The sequence below is a fragment of the Kitasatospora sp. NPDC098663 genome (assembly GCF_044760075.1).
In the GTDB taxonomy this organism is placed as follows: Bacteria; Actinomycetota; Actinomycetes; order Streptomycetales; family Streptomycetaceae; genus Kitasatospora.
This window is the reverse complement of sequence record NZ_JBIWAP010000022.1, coordinates 16399-39262: the sequence shown is the minus strand read 5'-3', so window position 1 is coordinate 39262 and position 22864 is coordinate 16399. Positions and strand designations below refer to the sequence as shown.

General features: G+C 75.3%; 18 protein-coding genes, 1 tRNA gene and 1 pseudogene. 5 read left to right on the top strand and 15 right to left on the bottom strand.

The annotated features are described in order from the left end of the window. Nucleotides 1-204: 204 nt before the first annotated feature. The 3 genes from ACIQVZ_RS23445 to ACIQVZ_RS23435 are packed head-to-tail and all read right to left on the bottom strand — an operon-like array spanning nucleotide 205 to nucleotide 4447. On the bottom strand, nucleotides 205-1569 hold the full coding sequence (locus tag ACIQVZ_RS23445; protein ID WP_402452591.1) for an AAA family ATPase: 1365 nt from the start codon (nucleotides 1567-1569) through the stop codon (nucleotides 205-207). Continuing rightward, nucleotides 1566-3191: a hypothetical protein gene (locus tag ACIQVZ_RS23440; RefSeq protein WP_402452589.1), complete on the bottom strand. Its 1626-nt coding sequence runs from the start codon at nucleotides 3189-3191 to the stop codon at nucleotides 1566-1568. The genes ACIQVZ_RS23445 and ACIQVZ_RS23440 overlap by 4 nt, the downstream gene beginning before the upstream one ends. Continuing rightward, complete coding sequence (locus ACIQVZ_RS23435; RefSeq protein WP_402452587.1) at nucleotides 3188-4447, bottom strand: hypothetical protein; 1260 nt, start codon at nucleotides 4445-4447, stop codon at nucleotides 3188-3190. Before ACIQVZ_RS23435 ends, ACIQVZ_RS23440 begins: the two co-directional genes overlap by 4 nt. A 237-nt stretch (nucleotides 4448-4684) precedes the next feature. Here ACIQVZ_RS23435 and ACIQVZ_RS23430 point away from each other — a divergent pair, with 237 nt between their 5' ends. Further along, the gene (locus ACIQVZ_RS23430) at nucleotides 4685-5341 is read left to right on the top strand and encodes a histidine phosphatase family protein (RefSeq protein WP_350882557.1); all 657 of its coding nucleotides are present in this window, start codon (nucleotides 4685-4687) and stop codon (nucleotides 5339-5341) included. A 21-nt stretch (nucleotides 5342-5362) separates the two neighbouring features. On the opposite strand, the gene ACIQVZ_RS23425 is transcribed toward ACIQVZ_RS23430, so the two are convergent. After that, nucleotides 5363-6952, bottom strand: coding sequence for a tetratricopeptide repeat protein (locus tag ACIQVZ_RS23425; protein WP_350882555.1), 1590 nt, complete (start codon nucleotides 6950-6952; stop codon nucleotides 5363-5365). A 438-nt stretch (nucleotides 6953-7390) separates the two neighbouring features. On the opposite strand from ACIQVZ_RS23425, the gene ACIQVZ_RS23420 reads away from it, so the two are divergent. Both ACIQVZ_RS23420 and ACIQVZ_RS23415 read left to right on the top strand, forming a co-directional pair. Then, entirely contained in the window at nucleotides 7391-7909 is a 519-nt protein-coding gene (locus tag ACIQVZ_RS23420) for a hypothetical protein (protein ID WP_350882553.1), read from the top strand. A gap of 116 nt (nucleotides 7910-8025) precedes the next feature. Next, on the top strand, nucleotides 8026-8961 hold the full coding sequence (locus ACIQVZ_RS23415) for a fused MFS/spermidine synthase (RefSeq protein ID WP_350882551.1): 936 nt from the start codon (nucleotides 8026-8028) through the stop codon (nucleotides 8959-8961). Nucleotides 8962-9056: 95 nt separating this feature from the next. On the opposite strand, the gene ACIQVZ_RS23410 is transcribed toward ACIQVZ_RS23415, so the two are convergent. From ACIQVZ_RS23410 to ACIQVZ_RS23390, 5 genes and pseudogenes are all read right to left on the bottom strand, one after another. Continuing rightward, complete coding sequence (locus ACIQVZ_RS23410) at nucleotides 9057-9968, bottom strand: hypothetical protein (RefSeq protein WP_402452585.1); 912 nt, start codon at nucleotides 9966-9968, stop codon at nucleotides 9057-9059. 110 nt (nucleotides 9969-10078) lie between these two features. Beyond that, nucleotides 10079-10525, bottom strand: coding sequence for a DUF4442 domain-containing protein (locus ACIQVZ_RS23405; RefSeq protein ID WP_350882547.1), 447 nt, complete (start codon nucleotides 10523-10525; stop codon nucleotides 10079-10081). Nucleotides 10526-10658: 133 nt separating this feature from the next. Further along, nucleotides 10659-10734: transfer RNA gene (locus ACIQVZ_RS23400), tRNA-His, on the bottom strand. A 126-nt stretch (nucleotides 10735-10860) separates the two neighbouring features. Next, nucleotides 10861-11463, bottom strand: a complete 603-nt coding sequence (gene orn, locus ACIQVZ_RS23395) for an oligoribonuclease (protein ID WP_350882546.1) — start codon at nucleotides 11461-11463, stop codon at nucleotides 10861-10863. Nucleotides 11464-12376: 913 nt separating this feature from the next. Continuing rightward, a pseudogene (locus tag ACIQVZ_RS23390) lies at nucleotides 12377-13376 on the bottom strand (helix-turn-helix domain-containing protein); the annotation flags it as partial. Between the two features lie 991 nt (nucleotides 13377-14367). On the opposite strand from ACIQVZ_RS23390, the gene ACIQVZ_RS23385 reads away from it, so the two are divergent. Continuing rightward, nucleotides 14368-15168, top strand: coding sequence for a GNAT family N-acetyltransferase (locus ACIQVZ_RS23385; RefSeq protein WP_402452582.1), 801 nt, complete (start codon nucleotides 14368-14370; stop codon nucleotides 15166-15168). A gap of 196 nt (nucleotides 15169-15364) precedes the next feature. On the opposite strand, the gene ACIQVZ_RS23380 is transcribed toward ACIQVZ_RS23385, so the two are convergent. The 3 genes from ACIQVZ_RS23380 to ACIQVZ_RS23370 all read right to left on the bottom strand — a co-directional run bounded on the left by ACIQVZ_RS23380 (nucleotide 15365) and on the right by ACIQVZ_RS23370 (nucleotide 17425). Next, entirely contained in the window at nucleotides 15365-16432 is a 1068-nt protein-coding gene (locus ACIQVZ_RS23380) for an HAD-IA family hydrolase (RefSeq protein WP_402452581.1), read from the bottom strand. Nucleotides 16433-16858: 426 nt separating this feature from the next. After that, the gene (locus tag ACIQVZ_RS23375; protein ID WP_350882541.1) at nucleotides 16859-17191 is read right to left on the bottom strand and encodes a hypothetical protein; all 333 of its coding nucleotides are present in this window, start codon (nucleotides 17189-17191) and stop codon (nucleotides 16859-16861) included. A gap of 72 nt (nucleotides 17192-17263) precedes the next feature. Further along, a complete protein-coding gene (locus ACIQVZ_RS23370) occupies nucleotides 17264-17425 on the bottom strand; it encodes a hypothetical protein (RefSeq protein WP_402452580.1) in 162 nt (53 codons plus the stop codon). Between the two features lie 72 nt (nucleotides 17426-17497). Between ACIQVZ_RS23370 and ACIQVZ_RS23365 the strand changes: the two genes are divergently transcribed. Beyond that, complete coding sequence (locus tag ACIQVZ_RS23365; RefSeq protein WP_350882661.1) at nucleotides 17498-17977, top strand: universal stress protein; 480 nt, start codon at nucleotides 17498-17500, stop codon at nucleotides 17975-17977. Nucleotides 17978-18147: 170 nt separating this feature from the next. Here the strand turns inward: ACIQVZ_RS23365 and ACIQVZ_RS23360 are convergent, their stop codons facing one another. The 3 genes from ACIQVZ_RS23360 to ACIQVZ_RS23350 form a co-directional block, all read right to left on the bottom strand. Then, a complete protein-coding gene (locus ACIQVZ_RS23360; protein ID WP_063349303.1) occupies nucleotides 18148-19338 on the bottom strand; it encodes an acyl-CoA dehydrogenase family protein in 1191 nt (396 codons plus the stop codon). Nucleotides 19339-19510: 172 nt separating this feature from the next. Further along, nucleotides 19511-20497 carry a hydroxymethylglutaryl-CoA lyase gene (locus tag ACIQVZ_RS23355; protein ID WP_402452579.1) on the bottom strand — a complete coding sequence of 329 codons (987 nt, stop codon included), beginning with the start codon at nucleotides 20495-20497 and terminating at the stop codon, nucleotides 19511-19513. Continuing rightward, nucleotides 20494-22803 carry an acetyl/propionyl/methylcrotonyl-CoA carboxylase subunit alpha gene (locus tag ACIQVZ_RS23350; RefSeq protein ID WP_402452578.1) on the bottom strand — a complete coding sequence of 770 codons (2310 nt, stop codon included), beginning with the start codon at nucleotides 22801-22803 and terminating at the stop codon, nucleotides 20494-20496. The genes ACIQVZ_RS23355 and ACIQVZ_RS23350 overlap by 4 nt, the downstream gene beginning before the upstream one ends. Nucleotides 22804-22864 lie beyond the last annotated feature (61 nt).

Below are 22864 nucleotides of genomic sequence, written 5' to 3'. Positions count from 1 at the left end.
CACCTCCGGGTCTCGGTGGGGGTGGGCGGCGGCTGCTCCGGGCCGCGCCGCACGGCCGTGGCCGCCGTCCATTGTCGCGCGGCGGCGGCCCGTAACGGAACGGTGCGCGTGCGGGCGCTATTCCCCCGCACGCGCCGGGGTCGCGCTACTCCTCCGGGTGGACCGAGACCGAGACCGAGACCGGGGCCTGGCGCGCCCGGCCGGTCAGCCCAGGCGCACCCGGTGGCCGCTCAGGTGGTGCAGCACCTGGTGGTTGGCCTCCCAGCCGTCCGGGAAGGCGACCGGGACGCCCAGCTGGACCGGCTCGGTGGACGGGTGCTCGTCCAGCAGCTCGCCGATCCCGGCCCGGGCGACCACGATGCAGGCGTGCCGGTGCCGGGAGGCGAGCACGCACAGCCGGCCGGTCTCCAGGTGGAAGGCCGTCGCGTCGGGCCGCCCGGACAGCGGGTGCAGCACCACCGTGACGTCGTACTCGCGGCCCTGCAGCCGGTTGGCGGTGTCCACCGTGACGGCCGGGCCGGCCGCCTGGTCCACCGGGACGCCCACCTTGAGCAGAGCCGCGCGGACGGCCGCGGCCTGGTCCCGGTGGGCGGTGCCGACCGCGATCCGGTCCGCGGTGAGAGGCGCCTCGCCCTGTTCGGAGCGGGCGGTCAGCCCGCGCTCCAGCAGCCGCCGGACGGTGGCCGCGACGGCCGCCACCGCCTGCGGATCGGTCCGCACGGTGTGCCGGGCGGGCAGCTCCAGCAGCGCCCAGCCGTGCTCGGCGGCCCGGTCGATGGCGGCGTCCAGCGCGCCGCCGTCGGGCCGGACGGCGGCGCTCAGCCGGCGGTCGTCCGGGCCGGTGCCGGAGCGGAACGGCGTGTACGGGTAGAACGCCCGCGAGATCAGCGGCGCCGCGCTGGCCGGCAGCCGCCAGGAGACCGGCAGCCGGTGCGGCTCGATCTGCGGGTTGTGCGCCAGCATGGTGACCACGGCGCTGCTCGACGGGTCGTACGACAGGCCCGCCCACTGCTCGGTGCCGACCACGGTGAACGGGTCCAGCTGGCCCGGGTCGCCGACGAACAGCGCCCGCTCGAACAGCCGGGCCACCGCGAGCAGGGCGTCCGAGCGCATCTGGTACGCCTCGTCGACGATCGCGTGCCGCCACGGCGCCTCGGCCCGTACCCACTGCCACTTGGCCGAGGTGGAGATCACCACGTCGTGCTCGACCAGCTCGGCGACCTTGTCGGAGGGCGTGACGTTGGCGTGCTTCAGCACCTCCGGGCCGGGCCGGGCGTCGGCGGCGTGCAGCCGGCCGATCGTCAGGTCCGGTGCCTTCTCGGCGAGTCGGCCGACCAGGTCGTCCACCTGGCCGTTGGTCTGGGCGACGATCATCAGCCGCTCGCCGGCCTCGACCAGCTCCCGGGCCGCCCGCACCACCAGCGTCGACTTCCCGGCGCCGGGCGGGGAATCGACCACCACGCCGCGCGGGGCGCCGGCCGCCGGGTGGACGGTCGCGGCCAGGATCCGGGCCACGGCGGCGTCGGCGGCCGCGCCCGGTGCCTGCCCGGTGTTCGACTCGGCCATCATTCCCACTCCTCGGAGACGGACGGGGCGGGTACGGTCGCGGCCCCGGGCGGGCCGCCGTGCGTCCACGGGGTGTCGTCCGGCTCGGGCAGCGGCGCGGACTGGCGGACCGTCAGCTCGAACAGGGTGAAGGTGACCGGATCGCCGGGCTCGGGCAGGCTGCCCGGCTCGGGCTCCTTCCTGCGCCCCATGCCGGACAGTACGCGCAGGGTGATGGTGCCCCCGGCCGGGTCGACGGCCGCGATCTCCGCCTTCTGCGGGGACCGGCCGCCGCCGGCCTCCGGCTGGGGGGACCCCCACACCCGGTGCGCCTCCCGCCCGAGGTCGGCGTGCGGGCGGTCGGCGGTGCGCAGGGTGATCAGCGGGCGCGGCTTGGGGGAGCGGCCGGTGGTGTCGTAGTCCGGCACCACCTCGGTCACCACGCCGCTGAACGCCTCGCCGGACAGCCGGTGTTCGGCCATCGCCAGCGGATCGTCCAGCGCTTCCTGGACGTCCAGCCGGGTCTGCTCGCGTTCGCGCTGGGCGAGCTTGCGGGCGGCCGTGACGGCGTCGTCCTGCCGCGGCTGCGGCGGCTCGCCGGCCGCCAGCCGGTCCCGGTGGCCGGTGTAGGACCAGCGGTCGCCGGTCCAGCGTTCCGCCAGGTGCCCGGCGGGCGGCAGCCCGCGCAGCAGATCCAGGCCGCGCCAGACGTCCCGCCAGGTGGGCAGCAGCACCGCCGCCAGCACCTCGCGCAACTGCTCGACCGCCGCCCGGACGGCCGCCCGGGCACGCTCGGCGGCGGCCTCGTCGCGCTGCTCGGTGCTGTGCTGGAGGGCGGCCGTGGCGGTGTCGTAGCGGGCGATCGCCGGGGCGAGCACGAACTCGTCGAAGCGCGGATCGGTGGCCGGGCCGGCCGGCGGGTGCAGCAACTGCCCCCGGTCGTCCCGGGCGGACTCGGCGCGCTCGGCCGCCTCGGCACCGGTGAGGCCGTCCGGCGGGGCGTGCCAGGCCAGGTGGGCGGCCAGGTGCTGGTCCTCCAGGTGGCTCTGGCCGGTGGCCCAGTGCCGGGCCAGCAGGCCGGTCATCGGCAGCAGCAGGCTGGTGCCGGGCACCTGGGCGCGGTCGGTGAGGTGGGTCAGCCAGCGGCCGAGCAGCGGCACCCGCACCGGCGCGGGGTACGGCCCCGGCTCGTCGTCCTCGACCGTGCGGCGGAACCGGGTGGAGCGGCCGAGCAGGGCCAGGTGCCGCACGCCCGCGCCGTTCGGCACGATCAGCTGCGGCGCGTCGGCGCACAGCTCGCGGAACACCTGGGTCTTCTCGCCGGTCTCCGGGTCCTTCTCGGAGCCCTCGATCTGCTCCACGTCCTCGGCGAAGGACTCCAGGTACGGCAGCAGGTCGGCGGCCAGCTCGGCCAGGAAGTCGAACCGCAGGGTGCGGTTGAGCGGCTGCGGCACCAGGTGCAGCCGGGGTGCGTCCCGGTCGGTGCCGAGCAGCACCGCCAGCGGCGCGCCGGCCTCACCGGCGGCCGTCAGCGGCACGACCACCATCGGGCGGTCGGACAGGTGCCGGTGCCGGACGGTGGCCAGCGGCTCGGCCTGCCCGCTGCGGACGGCCTCCAGCCGGGCGAGGGTGGTCAGCAGGCTCATGCGTGGCCCGCCGTCGGGGCCTTGCCCAGCGCCTCGGCGCGCAGCGCGGCCGCGTAGGCCAGCCGTTCGGCCGCCTCGTCCACGCCCGCGTCCACGCCCGCCTCCTCGTCCGCGTCGGCGGTGTCCAGGCCGGTGCCGGCGGCGATGCCGGCTTCGGCGGCGGCCAGGGCCCGCGTCACCGTCCGGATGCTGCCCAGTTCGCCGCGCACACCCCGGCCGAGCTGCTCGACCCGGTCGCCGCAGCGGGCCTGGGCGCGGCAGTGGAAGCCGAGCTCGCAGGTGGAGAGGCAGTCCGGGCCGTACGCGGCGGGCACCGCCTCGACCGAGGCGGCCAGCTCCTCGGCGGAGCGGGCCGGCACGCCCTCCTCGTCCGCCGCCAGGTCGAAGTCGGCGCCCGCCGGCAGCTCCGCCAGCAGCCGCTCGATGCCGGTCATCCGGCTCAGCTGGCGGCGGGTGGTGGCCAGCTCGCGGCGGACGTCGACGGTGACGGCCGTCGGCCGGTTGCCGAAGTCCTTCGGGCAGACCAGCAGCACGATCGACCGGGGGCTGCCGGGCAGCCGCTGCTCGGCGTACGGGTCGGCGTCGAGCGGGTGGCCGGCCAGCGCGGCGGCGGTCCGCTGGAGCGCCAGCACGTACACGGCGGCCTGGCGGGCGGCGGCGCCGACCTTGGCCGGGTCCGCGCCGCCGTCCAGCACCGGGAAGGACTTGATCTCGACCACCGTGCACCGGCCGCCGTGCACCACGACCGCGTCCGGCTCCAGGTAGGCGGTGCCGCCGGCCACGTCCAGGCGCAGCATCGGGTGGTCCAGCAGCGTCCAGGCCTGCGGGTCGGCGGCGGCCCGGGCCAGCGCCTCGACCGTCCGGTCGGCCCGGACGGCGGGACCGGAGCGGTGCAGCAGGTCCGGCACCTGCAAGGGGGTGCCGCCGTCCGCCGGGACGCCGAGGTGGCCGCGCAGCGGCTCCAGCAGCGCGGCGTAGTCGTCCGCCTTCAGCCGGGACTCGAAGATCACGCCGCGGGCGATCGCGAACGGGGACTGCCCGAAGGGCGCGGGGCGGCCGAGCCGGGCGGCCAGCGTCGACTTGTCCACCCCCGCCGCGTCGAGCACGGCGCGGCGGTGGCAGCCCGGATTGGCGGCGAGCGCGGCGAGGGAACGGGCGTTCAGGCTGCGTTGCGGCGCGGGACCGCGCAGTTCGGCGAGCCGCTGGGAGAGCGGCTCAGCGTGCCCGGTGGACGGGACGTTCGTCGAGACGTTCATGGTGCGGCCCAGTGTCGCACCCGGGTCCGACAATGCGGTGCGGACCGGCCTGTTCCGGCCTGAACCGCGCGTGCGTGCCGGACGGGGACACCCCGGGCCCCGGTCGGCCCGGGTGCCGAGACCGTTTCGGCCCGACCCGGCCCGCGATCGTGCCCGCCGTCCGGGTGAGGGATCATGGAACCCGGTGCTCAAGGGTGAGACCGACCGTTGCCACCGCCCCGCTGCGAGGAGCCTGCCATGCCCGCCCGAATCGTGCTGGTCCGCCACGGCGAGACCGAATGGTCGGCCACCGGCCGCCACACCGGCCGCACCGACATCCCGCTGACCGAGGAGGGCCGGGCGATGGCCCGGGCGCTCGGCGCCCGCCTCGCCAAGGCCCCCTGGAACGGGCTGCCGGACGCGCTCGTCTACACCAGTCCGCTCGGCCGCGCCAGGGAGACCTGCGCCCTGGCCGGCTTCGGCGACCGGGCGGTGGATCGCCCGGAGCTCATGGAGTGGGACTACGGCCAGTACGAGGGCCGCACCGGCGCGGACATCCGCGCCACCGACCACCCCGGCTGGCTGATCTGGCGCGACGGCGTGCCCGGCGGCGAGAAGCTCTCCGAGGTGGCCGCCCGGGTGGACGCCTTCCTCGCCGGCCTCAACGAGGAGCACGGCGTCCCCGAGCCGGACACCACCGTCATGCACTGCGCGGACCGGGACGTCGTCCTGTTCGCGCACGGCCACCTGCTGCGCATCCTGACCGCGCGCTGGCTGGGCCTGCCGCCCGAGTTCGCCCAGCGCTTCAAGCTCGGCACCGCCGCGCTCTGCGTGCTCTCCTGGGAGTACGGCGCGCCGGCCGTGGAGGTCTGGAACGACCTCTCCCACCTGGAGGGCCTGGCCACCGGCCACTGACGTCCCGTCAGGATCGGTGCCTCAGGCGGCCGCCGCCTGGTCGTACCCGGCCAGGAAGTGACGCACCTCGGTCACGGCGACGTGCGGGCGCAGCCGTTCGGCGGTGTCCGCCAGCATGCTCCGGATCCGGGCCGAACGGACTTCGCCGAACAGCGCCACGGCGGCCGAACCGTGGTGCGCCGCACCCGCCAGGTCGCCCCGGCCGAGCCGGTCGTGGGCCAGTTCGGCGGTGTACAGCACCCGGTTGCGGACGAAGTGCGGCTTCTGCAGTGCTATGGCCAGCGCGGCCTGCTCGCTGGCGCGGTCCCAGTCGCCGAGCGCGGACCAGCACTGCGACTGCAGGCCGGCGATCTCCGCCTCGCCGAAGAAGGACATCCACTCCGGATCGTCCTCGGAGCGGCCGCGGCCGAACAGCGCGTACGACCGGGCGATCGCGCGTTCGCAGGCGGCGCGGTCCTGCAGCAGCGCCCAGCCGCCGGCCTCCCGCATGGCCAGCAGCGCGAGCAGCCGGGGGGAGTCCAGCTGGCGGGCGGCGACCTGCCCGGCCTGGGCGGCGCGCAGCGCCTCGCGGGGGCGGCCGGCGTCCCGGGCGAGGAAGGCGCTGTTGCAGAACACGTGCGCCTCCAGTGCGGCGTCGCCGGCCATGCGGGCGGTGGCGAGCGCCTCGGCGTAGAGCGAGCGGGCGTCCGCCAGCCGGTTCGAGTCGTGTGCCAACCAGCCCACCGAGATGGCGAGTTCGCCGGCCCCGGCCTGGAGCCGGCGTTCGGTCTCCGCGCTGTACTCGCCCTCGTTGAGCAGCAGGTAGGCGGTGCGCAGCGACTGCCCGGCGCGTTCGAACAGGGTGTCGCCGCCGTGCGCGTCGTCGGCCAGCCGGATCTCCCGGACGGCCTCCTCGACGCCGAGCACCTCGGCGGCGCCGACCTTGCGGGGTGGCGGTACCGGCCCGGGGCGGCCGGGCACGAAGGCGCCGGGGCCGGGTTCGAACAGCACCGGCGCGGCGGGGTCGGCGGCGGCACTGGCGGTGGCCGCGGCGGCGGCCACGGTCGGCCGGTCGATGCCGATCACGGCGGCCAGCGCGGTCGGGCCGCCGGCCAGGAACGTACGGCGACGCACGTCGTCGTTCTCCTCGTCGAGATAGGGCGATCCATCAGGCCCCCGGGGCACCGCGACGGCCCTCGGCCACGGGGGCCTGGTCGGAGCGGCTGGATCCGCGTACGGCGAGGCAGCGTACGGGAGTTGAGTGGAGATTGGTGAGCGCGGGGCGGGCGGGGGCGGGAACGGTGGGTGGAGCGGGGGGGCTTCGGCCCTCCCGCCGGCACTGTCCGCCGGGCGGCGGCGGACGGCGGTCCGGGGGGAGAAGCCGAGTTCGGTGAGCGTGCGATCCGGCCACATGTGTCGGAAGACCCGCTCGTAGGCGTAGTTGGGGCAGCGGATCTCGCCGGATTCGACCCGCCCGACGTAGCGGGCGTCGCAGGAGACGTGCTCCCCGATCTCTCGGGCCGCCCGGCGCACGGCCATGGCGAACTCGCCGGGTGAGCGGTTGCCGCGCAGTGCGCGCATCACGGCGTTGGGTGACGGGCGGTTCGGCTCGGCCGGTGGGGTGGCTGCCATGGTGCGCTCCGTGGTCGTGCGGAGGGTGGTGGTGCGGGCGCGCGGCCGGCGGCGCCGGAGGTGCGCGGGTGTCGGGTGAGGGGGCGAAGTGCGGGTACGGTCCGGGTGTCGGCACGGTGGTGCGCGACGGTGCGGGAACGGCCCGGTGTGGCCGGTGGGATCGTCGTGACCCGCCACCGACAGTACCGGGCGTGACCGGTCGACCACAGCCGGTTCATGGGAGATGTACCCCCAATTCGGTATAAAGCGGGCGTGGTTGCGGGTTATCCGCCATGAAATGCCATGCCTTGCTGTAAGGCGCCCCGTGGCCTGCGAGGTGTCCGCGGCGTTGTCCTGATACGTGGAAGCCCGGGCCGTCGCCCCGGCCTGTCGTCCGTCCCCGCGGCCCCCACCTCCCGGGCGGCGGCGCTTCCGACCCGACGAGATACAGGAGGGCCCATGATGGCCACCGGACTGCCGCAGTACCGACCGGCCGCCGGCGGCGTGCTCGCCGGCGCCGCCCCCGCCCTGCTCCCCGACCCGGCCGACGACCGGATCCCCGGCCGGGGCCCGGTCGAAGGCGGACGCGCCCCCCGCGGCGGCCGGCACCCCGGCCACCGCCTCGGCCCGGACCAGGACACCCTCGTCACCACCTGCGACACCGTGACGGTCGCCCTGCGGCACGGCCTGGAGGCGGTGGACATCCTGCGGCTGCGCAGGGCCTGCGGGGCCGTCCTGCAGAGCCGCAACGGCAGCACCGTCACCTTCCTCGTCCCCGCCGGCACCAGCGAGACCTGGCACCTGCCCGGCAGTTCCTGTACCGCCGGCGCCCTGCTGCCGACCGCCACCGACCCACGGTGGGTGATGCCCCCCTCCGGCGCCGCCTGCGCCGCCCGTCCCACCGATGCCTGGGTGCTCCGATCCGCCCTCTGCGAGGCCGCCTGCACGCTCACCGCAGGCGGCCTCGGTCCGTTCTAGCGGGCGTGCCGTGCGGATCCCGCCGGGCCCGCGAGCCTGGCCCGCCCCTCCGGCCGGATCCACCTGGCACGCCCCCGACCTCCTGACCAGCGAGGCCGCCCCGCCCGGCGGCGATAATGGCGGTCATGGGACGAAGCAGCAGAGCAGCCCGGGGCACGGGCCGCGGCACCGAGCGCGACACCGGGCCGGACGTCACCGGCCCCGGCGGCCGCACCCACGCCCAGGGCCCGCTCACCCGCCCGGTCGGCTCCGGCCTCGCCGAACTGCGCCCCGACCGGGACCGCCCCGCGGCCTGGTCGCTGCTGATCGACGGCGCCCCGCAGTCCATGGTCGACCTCGCCGACCCCACCCACCTCGGCTTCGAGTACCAGCGCCGGCTCGGCCACCTGATCGACCTGGTCGCCCCGCCCGGCCGCCCGCTCACCGTGCTGCACCTCGGCGGCGGCGCCCTCACCCTGGCCCGTTACGTCGCGGCCACCCGGCCCCGCTCCCGCCAGCAGGTCGCCGAGATCGACACCGCGCTCACCGAACTCGTCCGCACCGAGCTGCCGTTGGAGCGCGGCTGGCAGATCAAGGTGCGCGGCGCCGACGCCCGCAGCGTGCTCGAACGCACCCCTGAGGGCAGCGCCGACCTGGTCATCACCGACGTCTTCTCCGGCGCCCGCACCCCGGCCCACTGCACCACCGTCGAGTTCACCGCCCTCGCCGCCCGCGCCCTCGCCCCCGGCGGCTGGTACGCGGCCAACATCGCCGACGGCTCGGCGCTGCCCTTCGCCCGCTCCCAGATCGCCACCCTCGGCGCGGTCTTCCCCGAACTGTGCCTGGTCGCCGACCCCGCCGTCCTGCGCGGCAAGCGCTTCGGCAACCTCGTCCTCGCCGGCGCCCACGCCCCCCTCCCGATCGCCGACCTCACCCGCCGCGTCGCCTCCGACGCCGCCCTCGGCCGGGTCGAACACGGCCCCGCCCTCACCGCGTTCGCCGCCGGGGCCGTCCCCGCCACGGACGCCACCGCCGCCCCCTCCCCGGCCCCGCCCCCGGGCGTCTTCCGCTGACCTCCCGGCCGACTGCCTGACGGGGCGCCCGGTTCGCCCCCGGGCGGGCACGCCCGCGGCCGGTGCTGGAACCGTCGCCAGGAGCGTGAGCCCGGTCAGTGCCCGCGCGGCAGGCCGCGGTGCTTGCACATGGCCGCGCCGGTCAGCAGCAGCCCGGCGGCGATCGGCGCGAGGACGGCGGTCGCGGTGGCGGAACCGTCGCCCACGACCGTCACCGTGGCGGTGTCGGCGAGCGCGAGCGTTTCGGACGGTTGGGCGGGTGCGCCGGCCCCGACCGGCGGGGCGGTGGTGGAGCCCGTCCGGTCACGGCCCGTGGCGGCTCCGGTCGCGCTCCGCCCGTCCGGAGCGGTGGCCTCCTGGACCGGGGGCGCGTCGGTCGCCCCGGACGGTCGGGTGGTGGCGGCCGGTGCGGCGGAGCGGCCTCCGGCGGCGCCGGACCGTGCGGTGGCGGGCAGTTCGGCGGGCCCGCCCTCCCGGGAGGCACGGGTCTCGGCGGGGCGGCCCTGGGCGGGGGCGGTGTCGAGCAGGCCGGAGGCGATCGCGAAGGCGTCGGGGACGGCGGCCCGTTGCCCGGGCAGGGGGAGGCCGCCGGCCCGGATCCGGTCCTGGAAGACGCTGCCGACCGTGCCGGTGGCGCCGTCGATCCCGGCGTCGGGGACGGCGCCGGTCAGTTCCCCGACGAGCCCGGGGGAGGGGCGGTCGGTCTCCTCGGCCGTCGGGCGCCCGGGCTCGTCGGACCGCTCGGCCGACGGCCCGTCGTACGCGGGCCGCCCGGCCTGGACGGGCCGGCCGGGCGCCGGCCCGCCGGCCAGGGTGCGGCGGACGGCGGGTCGGGTCTGGTCCGGCAGCGGGTCGGCGGAGGCGCTCTGCGCGCCGAAGCCCCCGAGTTGGGCGAGGAGGGCGCCGCCGGCGGCGAGGACGCGGGGCAGCCACCGGCCGATCGCGCGCCGTGCGCCGACGCCGCGGGGGGCGGGTTCCAGGGGCTTGGTCGCGTGATTGGCTCGCATGTGAGTTGAGAACGAGCGGACGGGTCGTGAGGTCACGCCCGCCGTCACGGACAGTCATCGCACGGGTGGCCCCGGGGCCGGGTTGCCCGGGGCCACCGGCCGTGGCGCGGTCAGGAGTTGGGGCGCAGCGTCCAGGTGACGGTCATCACACCGGTGACGGCGCCGTCGGCGCGGGTGATCTCGACGGTGACCGGGAACTCGGGGCGGCCACCGGCGTCCAGCTCGGCGACGACCTCGGCGGCGGGGCGGCCGAGGAGGGCGGTGGCGGTGACCTCGCCCATGGCGAGCTTCTTGTAGGCGATCTCGGCGTTCACCGCGAGCGGCACGGCCCGGGAGAGCTGGTCGCCGAAGGCGGCGAGCACGATGCAGCCGCTGGCGGACTCGGCGAGGGTGAACATCGCGCCGGCGTGCGGTCCGCCGACGTGGTTGTGGTACGCGGGCTGGTCGGGCAGTCGCAGCACGGCGCGGTCCGCGGTGGTCTCCAGGTACTCCAGCTTGAGGGTGTGCGCCATCGGCACGGTGGAGTCGAGCTGCTGGCCGATCGAAGGTGTGGTCATGGCAGGAATGTTACTAGCCGGTAGCATCTGGCGGCAGGCCTGCGCCGGGAAAACCCGAACCACGGCGGGCAGTTGAGGGAACGCGAAAACGCCTGAGGGGCCGATCTCTCGAAGAGATCGGCCCCTCAGGCTCTGGGGTGAGTGACGGGACTTGAACCCGCGGCCACCTGGACCACAACCAGGTGCTCTACCAACTGAGCTACACCCACCATCTGTCCGGCTCGTTCCCGCTTCCGCGTTCCCGTTCCGACAGGAAGAACTCTACAGGATCCGAGAGGGTGCTCGCGCCAGGCTTTCGTCCAGGCGAACGCGGGCACCTCCCCCGGCCCCCCGGGTCAGCCCTCCGAGGCCTGGTACTTCTCGGCGATGGCGCGCGCGGTGTCGGTGTCCGGTCCGGGCTGCGGGACGAACACCGCCTCGCGGTAGTACCGCAGTTCGTCGATGCTCTCGCGGATGTCGGCGAGCGCCCGGTGGTTGCCGCCCTTCTGCGGGCTGTTGTAGTACGCCTTCGGGTACCAGCGGCGGGCCAGCTCCTTGATCGAGGAGACGTCCACGATCCGGTAGTGCAGGTGCTTCTCCAGGGCCGGCATGTCCCGGGCGAGGAAGCCGCGGTCGGTGGCCACCGAGTTCCCGCACAGCGGCGTCCGGCCGGCCTCCGGCACGTGCTCGCGGATGTACGCGAGCACCCGCGCCTCGGCCTCGGCCAGCGTCACGCCCTGCTCCAGCTCCTCCAGCAGGCCGGAGGAGGTGTGCATCGCGCGCACCACCTCGGGCATGCCCGCCAGCGCCTCCGCCGGCGGGCGGATGATGACGTCCACACCCTCGCCGAGGATGTTGAGCTCGGAGTCCGTCACCAGTGCCGCGACCTCGACCAGGGCGTCCTGGTCGAGGTCGAGGCCGGTCATTTCACAGTCGATCCATACCAAACGGTCATTCACACAACTCACCCTACGGCGCGATCACGCGCCGCGGGGACCGGCGGAGCCGAGCGGGGCTCCGGGGCACAGCCCTCGGCCTGGTGCTCCTCCGCGCCGCCGTGCGGGCCGTGGCCGTCCGGCCGCTCGCCCTCCCGCCCGGTCCGGACCGCGTGGCCGTCCCGGGTCGGACGGGCCTCGCGCGCCGACCGGGCGCCGTCGGCCGCCGCCGCCCGGCCGCCCTGCGGACGGGCCTGCGGCACCCGCGCCTGCCGGCCCCGGAGCTCGCCCGCCCCGGTCGTCGGCTGCCCGGTGGGGGCGGGGGCCGGTACCCGGCCGCTCGCCGAGCCGTGACCGCGGGCGGAGCCCGCCGTGGCACCCGGTTCGTCCGCGGGCCGTTCGACCGCACTGCGGTGCCCCTGCCCCTGGCCGCGCGCCCCCGGCTGGGGGTGGCCGTCCTCCGCCGCCGCGTGCTCCGCGGTGCGCGGCGGACGCCCCGCCCCCGACCCCGCCTGCGGCGGCACCAGCGGCGACCGAACCGGACCGCGCCCCGCACCCTGCTGCCCGGGGTGCGGCTGCTGCGCGGCCTGCTGGTGCGGGTACGGCTGCCCGGCACGGGCGTGGAAGGCCCGGTCGGCCGGCGTCCCGGCCTGCCCCGGAGCGAACGGGCCGGGTTGGCCGTGCGGGCCCGGCTGCCCCGCCGCGGCCGGCGACGCGCCGTGCGGCAGCGGCTGGCCGTGCGGGCCGACCTGCGCCGGTGTGCCGTTCCCGGCCGGGAACGGGTACGCGGGCTGCGCGCCGTGCTGGCTGCCGTGCTGTGCGCCGTGCGCCCCGCCGAACATCGTCGCGCCCGCCGCGGACCCGGCCGCCGCGTGCGGCAGGGCACCGGGCAGCCGCAGGTCGCCGCCGTGCGGACCGGTCGGCACCGCCGACTGCGGCCCGGGCCGACGCGCCCGGTAGCTGGTCCGGTACGCGGCCGGCGAGACCCCGAGCTGGCGGCGGAAGTGCCCGCGCAGCGCCACCGGCGAACGGAACCCGCACCGGCGGGCGACGTCGTCCACCGACAGCTCCGAGGTCTCCAGCAGCCGCTGCGCCTGGAGCACCCGCTGGGTGATCAGCCACTGCAGCGGCGCGCTGCCGGTGAGCGTGCGGAACCGCCGGTCGAAGGTGCGTCGGCTCATGTACGCGCGGGCCGCCAGCACCTCGACGTCGAACTGCTGGTTGAGGTTCTCCAGCGCCCAGGTGACCACCTCGGCCAGCGGGTCGTTGCCGATCTCTTCAGGTAAAGACTGATCGATGTACTGGGCCTGTCCGCCGCCGCTGCGACGGCTCGGGACCACCAGGCGGCGGGCCAGCGCGTTGGCCGCCTCGGCGCCGTGGTCGCTGCGCACCACGTGCAGGCACAGGTCGATGCCGGCGGCGGTGCCGGCCGAGGTGAGCACGTCGCCGTCGTCGACGAAGAGCTCGCGCGGGTCCACGTGCACCCGGGGGTAGCGCTTGGCCAGCGTCGGCGCGTACATCCAGTGGGTGGTCGCCGGACGGCCGTCGAGCAGGCCGGCGGCGGCCAGGACGAAGGCGCCGGTGCAGAGCCCGATGATCCGCGCGCCCTCGTGGTGGGCCTTGCGCAGGGCGGTGATCGCCTCGACCGGCGGCGGCTGCGAGATCGAGCGCCAGGCCGGTACGACGATCGTGCCGGCCCGGGCGAGGGCCTCCAGACCGTACGGAGCGGAGAGGGTGAGGCCGCCGGTGGTGGCGAGCGGGCCGTCCTCGCCGGCGCAGACCAGCAGCCGGTAGCGCGGTACCCCGGCGTCCTGGCGGTCGACGCCGAAGACGGACAGCGGGATCGAGCTCTCGAAGATCGGGGCGCCGCCGAAGATCAGCACCGCGACGGTCTCCCGGCGGCGGCCGGAGAGCTTGCGCGGGGCGGAGACCGTCATCGGGGTCGACGAGCCGTTCGCGCCCGGGCCACTGCCGTGGCCCAGCGGGCCGTGGCCGGGGGAGCCCAGGGGGAGGCCGGCGAGCGGGCCGCCCAGGGAGCCGGCGGGGGCCCCGTTCAGGCCAGGGGTGCCGTTCGCCCCGTTCGCGCCGTTCGTCGCGCCCGCTCCTGGGTAGCCGAGGTAGGACGGGAAGTCGGCGCCGTAGGCCTGCGCCGGACTGACGGCGCCTCGGCTGACGGACTGTCCGGAGTGCGCCTGCTGACCGCCGTGTACTGCTCCGCCGTGTGCCGACCCGCTGTACGCCTGCCCGCCGTACGCGGGACCGCCGTACGCCTGCCCGCCGTGTGCCGCTCCGCCGTGCTCTGCGGCCGTCGCCGGGGTGCCGGTGGCGGCGGTGCCGGGGGAGGGCACTGCGGGGTACGAGGAGTGCGAGGCGGCGCCCGGGGTGCCGGAGTTGCGGGTGGTGGCGGCGGTCGCGGAGGTGCCGGTACTTCTCGCGGACCGAGCCGCGATACCGGCCGCCGCCTGGCCGCTGTCAGGACCCGCGTCGCTCCTGCTCACCCTGCTCAAGGCGCTCAAGCCCCCTCGGTGGTGTGGTGTGGGTGGTGCGGCACTGCTCGCCAAGATCGAAATCTATCGGGTTGACCATTGCCGTTGTGACAAGTTCACCATCCGACGCTATGTCGACATGGCAATTTGGCGTGATGCATTCGATCACGAAGCGTGGCACCCGTCGACCCTTCTGGGAAGAGGGCCGGTGCAACGGTGGCTGGTTGTCGAGGGGCCGGTCCTGGGGCGTCCGGCCCGCGCGCGCCCGGTCGGCGGGTCTGGGCTGCGGATTTGCCCAAGCGGGAGGGATTGGCGCGAAATTGACCGAAAATCGGCGGTGCACGAGAGGGCGCACGAAATGAGCTCGTGCGCCTCCCAGGCTTCATCCGGCCAGGGCCGGGGCGGCGAAACCGGGGCGTGACGTCCGGGTTACCGTCCTGCCGTGAACACCAACAGCCGGCTCGAACAGGCCAACGACAATGCCGCCGCCTTCTGGCTGGCCCAAGCCCGCGTGCACGGCTGGCGGTTCCGCACCCGCCCGGGCTTGACGGCGGTCCGCTGCGCCCGCACCCCGGAGGACTCGCACCGCTTCGTGGTCACCAGCCCGTATGTCGAATCGGCGCTGGTGGAAAGGGAGTTGGCGGACATCCTGAAGGAGTGGGAGACCATCTGCTTCACCCTGGAGGACCCGTACGGCGCACTCGACCTGACCCGGTTCGGTGCCACCCGGATGCCGGTCATGCCGGTGATGACCCGTGAACCCGGCCCGGTCGACGGAGTCCCGGCCGTCCTCCCCTTCCTCTCGGAGGCGCACGGCGGTGGCTCCCTGACGGTCGATGAGGCGCTGGACGGCGAGGCGTTCGCGCAGGTCGAGCGCGCGATCGTGGACGGCTTCCCGCTGCCCGCCCGGCAGCCCTGGACCCGTGGCGAAGCGCTCCCGGAACAGCTCCTGCACGAACCCGGGCTCCGGGCCTGGCTGGGCCGCGTCGCCGGCGCCACCGCCGGCACCTGCCTCACCTACGACGACGGCCAGGCCACCGGGGTGTACTGGGTCGCCACCCTGCCCGGCCGGCGCGGTCAGGGCGTGGCCCGTGCCGTGCTCCAGACCGCCCTGGCCCATGCGCGCCCCGACCGCCCGGCCACCCTGGTCGCCACCTCGCTCGGCGAACCGCTCTACCGCAAGCTCGGGTTCACCGAGCAGGCCCGCACCTGCTGGTGGACCCGGACCTCCGCGCACGGCTGACGGCCGGGCCGCCCCGCGGCGGGTCGTCGCCAGGTGTGGTTCGGGTCGCCAGGTGTGGTTCGGGTCGCCAGGTGCGGTGCGGTGCGGTGCGGTGCGGTGCGCTGCGCTGCGCTGCGCTGCGGTGGGGTGCGGTGGGGTGGGGTGTGTGAAGGGCGTGCGGGGCGAGGTGCGCGAGGTGGCGCTTTCAAGCAGGGCGTTACGGGGCGGCCGCCGCCGGTGCCACGGCGAACGTGGTCCGCGCGGGCCCAGCCCCATCCTCCTTCCTGCGGACGGCCGTTGGGCGCGCCGCCGCAGCGGGGCGCAGCACGCTCGCCCCAGGGTCCGCCGCCGGGTTCGCGCCGGGGATCAGGCCAGGACGGCTGTCGGCGACCACGGCAAACCCGCCGGTTCGGTTTCGGACATCCGACCCCGCCGTCGAACCATCGGGGGCACTCGCCGTTCCGGCGTTCACGGCAGCAGGCGCGAACGGGCCGTCAGGAGCGCATCCCGCCAGCTGTGCGCCGGTGCGCGCGCTGGCGAGCGCCCCCGCGCGCACCGGTACGCCGGTGGCCCGCCGCTGGACCGGTCCGCCCGCGCGCAGGCCCGGCCGGGCCGACGGCGCGCCGCGTGCGGCGAGCACCTGGCCGACGGCCTCCGGCAGACCGGCCGCCTTCAGCGTCGGCCGGTAGCCGCTCTCGGCCCAGGGCCGGCCGTGGTGCAGCCAGACGCTACGCAGGCCGGCCAGTTCGGCGCCGGCGATGTCCGCGGGCGCGTGGTCCCCGACCATCCAGGTGTGCGCGGCCCACGTCCCGGTGGGCGCGACACCGCACCGCTGGGCGGCTATCTCGAAGATCAGCGGATCCGGTTTGACGCAGTCGGCCTCCTCGGAGATGACCCAGCCGTCGACCAGCGGCCCCAGCCCGGTCAGCCGGATCTTCTCCAACTGCGGCCGGGTGCCGCCGTTGCTGACGATGCCGAGCGTCCACCCGGCCGCCCGTGCCGCCCGCAGCGCTTCGACGTGTCCGGGCGGGCAGTGGATGTGGGAGTTGATGCCGCGTCGGTAGTGGGCGAGCAGGAACTCGGCGGAGACGTCCAACCCGTAGCGGCGCCGGACGGCGGACAGTACGGTGCTGCGCGGCACGTAGCCGCCGCCGTCGAGCGTGACGAACCAGTCGAGGTCTCCGGGCGGCAGGTCGCGCTCGGAGAGAAAATCCTGAGCCCAGGCCCGGAAAGCGGCGTCCCTGGGGAGCAGCGTGTTGTCGAGGTCGAACAGGAGCAGGGGCATGCCGAGCATGGTGCCAGCGGCCGCGCCTATGCACCTGGCAAATGCCAGACCGCGTCGCGAAGCCGTACGTAGTGGCTGAAACGGGTTCCAGGACCCGGCGTACGGGTGGGTCCGGGCGGGCCGGCTGAGGCTGGCGGGACGTGACGGTTCGCGACGTGTCGCAACGGATCGTCGCCGATCCATGACAGTCCGGTCACGGTGTCCGGCAGGCCTGTTGCGTCGCCCGGTCCGCTCAGTCAAGCTCCAGGGAACCTCCTTTCTGGAGGGGGCGCGTGGCCTGCGGGCAGGGCGCACTGTCGACGGCGGGCGCATCCTCCTTTCGCGGGAACAATGCCGCTCCGAGGCCTCACCGCTGGGCTGGGCCTCACACCCGTCGTACTCTGAAAGGAACAGGTCACATACGGTGCTGCGCGGCGCAGACCGACGTCATCCCGTGGGCGGGCCTGCTGCCCGGGCGGCGTTGTCCTCTCCTGTCGGCCCCTCTCCCATGAAGAGCCGTGAGCCATGGCTGGTTTTGAGTCCTTCCGACCGGTGGAGCCGGACGCGCCCCGCGACGCGGGCGCAGACACCGGAGACGACGGCGGCCGCGCGGACCTCGCTCCAGCCGACGGTGACGCCGATGTATCGGGTCGCCTGCCCGCCAGCAGGCAGGCCGATGGCCAGGCCGACGCCCAGGCCGACGAGCCGGGCTGCGTACCGGCCGACGAGCACCGGGGCGAGCGTGGGGGCGAGAGGGCTGATGACCGTGTCGACGAGCACGCCGGCGAGCGGGTTGGCGGCGAGCGGGTCGGCGACGCCGCCGCCCAGCGAGCCGACGAACCGGCTGGCACCTCAGGCGTCGCTGGTACCGCCGATCGCATCCCGGGCGCCGAGGAGGCCGGCCCGGAGCCGGGCGCTCCCCGGGGCCTCGTGCGCGCTCTGTACGGCCTGGTCCGACGGGGCGGCCTCGCCCGGCACGACCGTCCAGGGCCTCGCCAGCGGCGTGGCGGGCACCCGGCCGACCCCGCAGGGTCTCCGGTGACGGGCCGCCTGGGCCCGGGCGCCGAACGCCCGGAGGCGTCCGGCCTGCCCGGCGCGCACACCGAGTCGACGGCCGGGGACGCGTCCGCACGCTCCCTCGACCCGGTCTTCCAGCACGGCGTGGTCGTCGGCTTCGACGGCTCCCTGTCGAGCGAGCGCGCCCTCGCGTACGCGGTGGGCATGGCGCGCCGTTCGCAGTGCGGCCTGGTGATCGTGCACGTCGCCAACCGCCTGCCCGCCACTGTCTGGGCAGGCTGTGAACCTCCCGTCTTCGTCGACCTCCCCGACCACCGGACCGAGGTCCTGGGTCTGGAGCTCGCCTGCGCGGACTTCCTCACCGGGGTGCCGTGGATCCTGATCGAGCGGGGCGGCGACATCTGCCACGAGATTGAGGAGGTCGGCCGCGAGTACGCCGCCGACGCGATCGTCGTCGGCACGACGCACGGCCTGCTCGGCAAGATCTTCGGCTCGGTCTCCGGGCGGCTGGCGCGGCGGGCCAACCGCCCGGTGATCGTGATTCCCTGACGTTCCGTCGGGCGCCGCATTTCGGCGCCCCCGGAGACGTCTCCCCGTTGTCGGCCGATGGTGTCGGCCGTCGATGGTGTCGATCGCCCCGTCGGCGTCGGCCCGCTCCTCTGCGTCAGGCGCTCCTCAACACCGCCTGAGGAGCCGGGCGTTGCTCCGGTGGGGCCGGATCAGAACCCGGCGCCGATCTCCCGGGCGATGAGCATGCGCTGAACCTCCGATGTGCCCTCCCCGATTTCCAGGATCTTGCAGTCGCGCCAGAAGCGGGCGACCGGGAACTCGTTCATGAAGCCGTACCCGCCGTGGATCTGGGTCGCCTCGCGGGCGTTGTCGACGGCGGCCTCGGACGAGTACAGCTTCGCGATCGCGGCCTCCTTCTTGAACGGTTCGCCGTGCAGCAGCCGGGAGGCGGCGTCCCGCCAGGCCAGGCGGGAGGTGTGGGCGCGCAGCTCCATGTCGGCGAGCTTGAACTGGATGGCCTGGTTGGCGCCGATCGGCCGGCCGAAGGCCCGGCGCGTGCCGGCGTACTTGACGGACTCGTCGACGCACCCCTGGGCCAGGCCGGTGGCCAGGGCCGCGATCGCGATGCGGCCCTCGTCGAGGATCCGCAGGAACTGGGCGTAGCCTCGGCCACGCTCGCCCAGCAGGTTGGCCGCGGGAACACGGCAGTCGGTAAAGGACAGTTCGCGGGTGTCGGATGCGTTCCACCCGACCTTCGAGTACTTCTTCGATACCTGGAACCCCGGGGTCCCGGTGGGCACGATGATGGAAGAGATTTCGCGCGTTGGCGAGCGGAATTCGCCTTCTTCACTCGAACGAGCGATCGGTTCCGTGAGTGCGGTGACGGTGACCAGACCGGTGATGTCCGTGCCGGAGTTGGTGATGAAGCACTTGGTGCCGTTGATGACCCACTCGTCGGTGGTCTCGTCGTACCGCGCGGTCGTGCGGGTCGCGCCGGCGTCCGAGCCGCCCTCGGGCTCGGTCAGGCCGAAGGCGCCGAGGAGTTCGCCGGAGGTCAGCCGGGGCAGCCACTCGCGCTTCTGCTCCTCCGTCCCGAACCGGTGGATCGGCATCGCGCCGAGCGAGACGGCCGCCTCCAGGGTGATCGCCACCGAGGAGTCGACCCGGGCGAGTTCCTCCAGGGCGATGCCCAGTGCGAAGTAGTCGCCGCCCATGCCGCCGTACTCCTCCGGGAAGGGCAGGCCGAACAGGCCCATGCGCCCCATCTCGCGGACGATCTCGTAGGGGAACTCCTCCCGCTCGTAGAACCCGCCGATCTTCGGCGCCACCACGTCCTGGGCGAACTCGGCGACGGTGCGCCGCAGTTCCTCGTACTCGCTGCTGAGTCGGTGGTCGAACACGGTGATCCTCCTGGAGCCCGGCCGGGGTGGCCGCGGGCGTGAGCGGGGCGACCGGCGTCCGTCTGACGGTGTGACGGTCGCACGGTGTGATTGGGCGGTGAAGGCGGTGCCCGGCGCCGGCCGCGGCCGGGATTCCGCGCGGCCGGCACCGGGGAGCGGTGGTGGGGCGGGGTCAGCCCCGGGCGGCGCCGAGCAGCGCCTGGACGGTGCGGGACGGGCTCGGACGGCCGAGCCGCTCGGCCATCCACCCGCTGGTGGCGACCAGCGCGCGCAGGTCGACCCCGGTCCGGACGCCGAGCCCGTGCAGCATCCACACCAGGTCCTCGGTGGCCAGGTTGCCGGTGGCGCTCTTCGCGTACGGGCAGCCGCCGAGGCCGCCCGCCGACGCGTCCACCGTGGTGACCCCCTCGCGCAGGGCCGCCAGGGTGTTGCTGAGCGCCTGGCCGTAGGTGTCGTGGAAGTGCACGGCGAGCCGGTCGGCCGGCACCCCGGCCCGCGCGAAGCCGGCCAGCAGGGCGCCGACCTGCCCGGGGGTGGCCACGCCGATGGTGTCGCCGAGGCTCAGTTCCGCGCAGCCCATCTCCAGCAGCCGCACGCCGTGCCCGACCACCTGGGAGACCGGGACCGGACCCTCCCAGGGGTCTCCGAAGCACATCGAGAGGTAGCCGCGGACCGCCAGCCCGGCCTCGGTCGCCCGCGCCACGACCGGGCGGAACATCGCCATCGCCTCGTCCGCCGAGCGGTTGAGGTTGCGGAGGGCGAAGGTCTCGGTGGCGCTGGCGAACACCGCGACGTCGGTGGCGTGGTGGGCGAGCGCCCGGTCGAGGCCGCGTTCGTTGGGCACCAGCACCGGCAGCCGCAGGCCGGGGTGGCGCTCCGGCAGGCCGGCGAGCCGGGGCATCAGCTCCTCGGCGTCGGCCAGCTGCGGGACCCATTTCGGGTGGACGAAGCTGGTCGCCTCGACGGTGCGCAGCCCGGCGTCCGCGAGCCGGGCGATGAACTCCGCCTTGACCTCCACGGGCACCTGGGAGCCCTCGTTCTGCAGCCCGTCGCGCGGTCCGACCTCGTGGATCCGGACCTCCTCGGGCAGGCCGGGGGCGCGGACGGGGTCGGGGAGGCCCAGGTCCAGCGCGTCGGGTTCGCGGGCGGGTGCGGTCATGACCGCACCCCGGCGGCCGCGGGGGCGGCCTGCTCGTCGGCGCCGTCCCCGGCCGGGGCGACCACGACCAGCAGTTCCTCCATCGCGACGGTGGCGCCGGCGGCGGCCCGCAGTTCGGCCACCACGCCGTCGTGCGGGGCAGCGATCACGTGTTCCATCTTCATGGCCTCCAGCACGAGCAGGGGCTGGCCCTTGCGGACCGTCTCGCCCGCCGTGGTCTTGACGACGGTGACGGTCCCGGGCATCGGGGCGGTCAGGGCGCCGTGGTGGGCGGCGGTTCCGGCGGCGCGCTCGCCCACCGGGTCGTGGGCGTGCAGCGACCAGGCGTCGCCTTCGACACCGAGCCAGGTCACCGGTCCGGAGACGAGGCCGGGAGCGGCGTCGGTGGCCAGCGCGAACGTGGTCTGCAGGCCGTCGACGGTCAGGTGCAGCCGGTCGGCGGTCCGGGTCGCGCGGGCGCGGTGGACGGGCCCGGCGCCGAGCCGGAGCTCGACCTCGCGGGTGAGCTCGGCGGGATTGTCAGTGGCATCGGCTACGTTGCCCGCAGTGATCGAACGGATGCGCACCGAGACCGGATCCCGGCCGGGGGTACGGAGTCGGTGGGTGGTCCAGGCGGGGGTGCCGCTCAGGCGCCAGCCGGAGGGAAGGGAGAAGGGGTCGGTCCAGCCGCCGGGGTCGGCGGCCGGGGTGAGGTCCAGGTGCCGCGCCAGCGCGGCCGCGTAGTAGAGGAGGTGGGCAGGTGGTGGCGTCTCGGCCGTCAGCGGGTCGGCAGTTGTGGCAGCGGCCTCGTGCGCGTCATCGGCCTCGTTGGCCTTGTCTGCCTCGCCGGTCTCGTGCGCGCCGCTCGGCGCGTTCGCCGGGGAGTACGGCGAGGCGAGCAGGGCGGGCTGCTGCTGGGCCGTCTGTTCCACCAGGCCGGTGTCCAGTCGGCCGGCGACGACCTCGGGGTGTGCGAGCAGCCGTCGCAGGAAGCCGGTGTTGGTGGTGACGCCCAGGATGCGGGTGTCGGCCAGCGCGGCGCGGAGCCGGCGCAGCGCGGTCGGGCGGTCGGGCCCGTACGCGATGACCTTGGCGAGCATCGGGTCGTAGGCGCTGGTGACGACGGATCCGGGGGCGACTCCGGAGTCGACGCGCACGCCCTCGCCCTGGGGCTCGTCCAGGAGGAGGATGCGGCCGCCGGTGGGCAGGAAGTCCCGTTCCGGGTCCTCGGCGCAGATCCGGGCCTCGATGGCGTGGCCCAGGAAGGAGATGTCGGACTGGTCGAAGGAGAGCCGTTCGCCCGAGGCGATCCGCAGCTGCCACTCGACCAGGTCGAGTCGGGCTGAATCGTCGCCGACGGCGACGGCGAGTTCGGTGACGGGGTGTTCGACCTGGAGGCGGGTGTTCATCTCCATGAAGAAGAAGTCCCGTACCCCCTCGGTGGAGGCGGTGGCGGGGGAGTCCGGGTCGATGCCGGGAACGATGAACTCCACGGTGCCGGCGCCGGTGTAGCCGCAGGACTCCGCGGCGCGGACGGCCGCGGCGCCCATCGCGGCGCGGGTCTCGGCATTGAGCAGAACGGAGGGAGCCTCTTCGATCAGTTTCTGATGGCGGCGCTGGAGGCTGCATTCGCGCTCGCCGAGGTGGACGGTGGTGCCGTGGGCGTCGGCGAGCACCTGCACCTCGATGTGGCGCGGCCGGTCGACCCAGCGTTCCAGCAGCAGGGTGTCGTCGCCGAAGGCGGTCCGGGCGACGCGGCGGGCGGCGGCGATCTCGGTGGGCAGGTCGACGCGGTCCCGCACGAGGCGCATGCCCTTGCCGCCGCCTCCGGCGGACGGCTTGAGCAGGACGGGGTAGCCGATCTCCTCGGCAGCGGCGAGGAGATCCCCGTCGGTGGGCGCGGTGGCCTGGCTGCCGGGGACCACCGGAACGCCGGCGGTTCGGACGGCTTCCTTGGCGTTGATCTTGTCGCCCATCAGCTCGACCGCACCGGGAGGAGGTCCGATGAAGACGAGGCCGGCGTCGGCGCAGGCACGGGCGAAGCCGGCGTTCTCGGCGAGGAAGCCGTAACCGGGGTGGACGGCCTGGGCCCCGGTGCGGCGGGCGGCGGCGAGGATCTGGTCGGTGCGCAGGTAGGTCTCGGCCGCCGAGCTGTCGCTGCGGTCGGCCGGGCCGAGCCGGACGGCGACGTCCGCCTCGCGGACGTGCGGCGCGTCGGCGTCGGCGTCGCTGAACACGGCGACCGAGCGCACGCCGAGCCGCCGCAGGGTGCGGATCACCCGGAGGGCGATCTCGCCGCGGTTGGCGACCAGAACTGTGTCGAACATGGGAGGCGTTCCTCCGGGTCGAGGGGGGCCGTACGAAGGAGGTGGCGGCGGGGGCGGCGGT

Coding starts and splice junctions, on each gene's coding strand:
- ACIQVZ_RS23425 (WP_350882555.1), bottom strand. CDS start 6,952: ATGGCAGCCACCCCACCGGCCGAGCCGAACCGCCCGTCACCCAACGCC.
- ACIQVZ_RS23355 (WP_402452579.1), bottom strand. CDS start 20,497: ATGACCGCACCCGCCCGCGAACCCGACGCGCTGGACCTGGGCCTCCCC.
- ACIQVZ_RS23350 (WP_402452578.1), bottom strand. CDS start 22,803: ATGTTCGACACAGTTCTGGTCGCCAACCGCGGCGAGATCGCCCTCCGG.
- ACIQVZ_RS23380 (WP_402452581.1), bottom strand. CDS start 16,432: ATGCCCCTGCTCCTGTTCGACCTCGACAACACGCTGCTCCCCAGGGAC.
- ACIQVZ_RS23405 (WP_350882547.1), bottom strand. CDS start 10,525: ATGACCACACCTTCGATCGGCCAGCAGCTCGACTCCACCGTGCCGATG.
- ACIQVZ_RS23445 (WP_402452591.1), bottom strand. CDS start 1,569: ATGATGGCCGAGTCGAACACCGGGCAGGCACCGGGCGCGGCCGCCGAC.
- ACIQVZ_RS23410 (WP_402452585.1), bottom strand. CDS start 9,968: ATGCGAGCCAATCACGCGACCAAGCCCCTGGAACCCGCCCCCCGCGGC.
- ACIQVZ_RS23415 (WP_350882551.1), top strand. CDS start 8,026: ATGGCGGTCATGGGACGAAGCAGCAGAGCAGCCCGGGGCACGGGCCGC.
- ACIQVZ_RS23435 (WP_402452587.1), bottom strand. CDS start 4,447: ATGAACGTCTCGACGAACGTCCCGTCCACCGGGCACGCTGAGCCGCTC.
- ACIQVZ_RS23420 (WP_350882553.1), top strand. CDS start 7,391: ATGATGGCCACCGGACTGCCGCAGTACCGACCGGCCGCCGGCGGCGTG.
- ACIQVZ_RS23430 (WP_350882557.1), top strand. CDS start 4,685: ATGCCCGCCCGAATCGTGCTGGTCCGCCACGGCGAGACCGAATGGTCG.
- ACIQVZ_RS23440 (WP_402452589.1), bottom strand. CDS start 3,191: ATGAGCCTGCTGACCACCCTCGCCCGGCTGGAGGCCGTCCGCAGCGGG.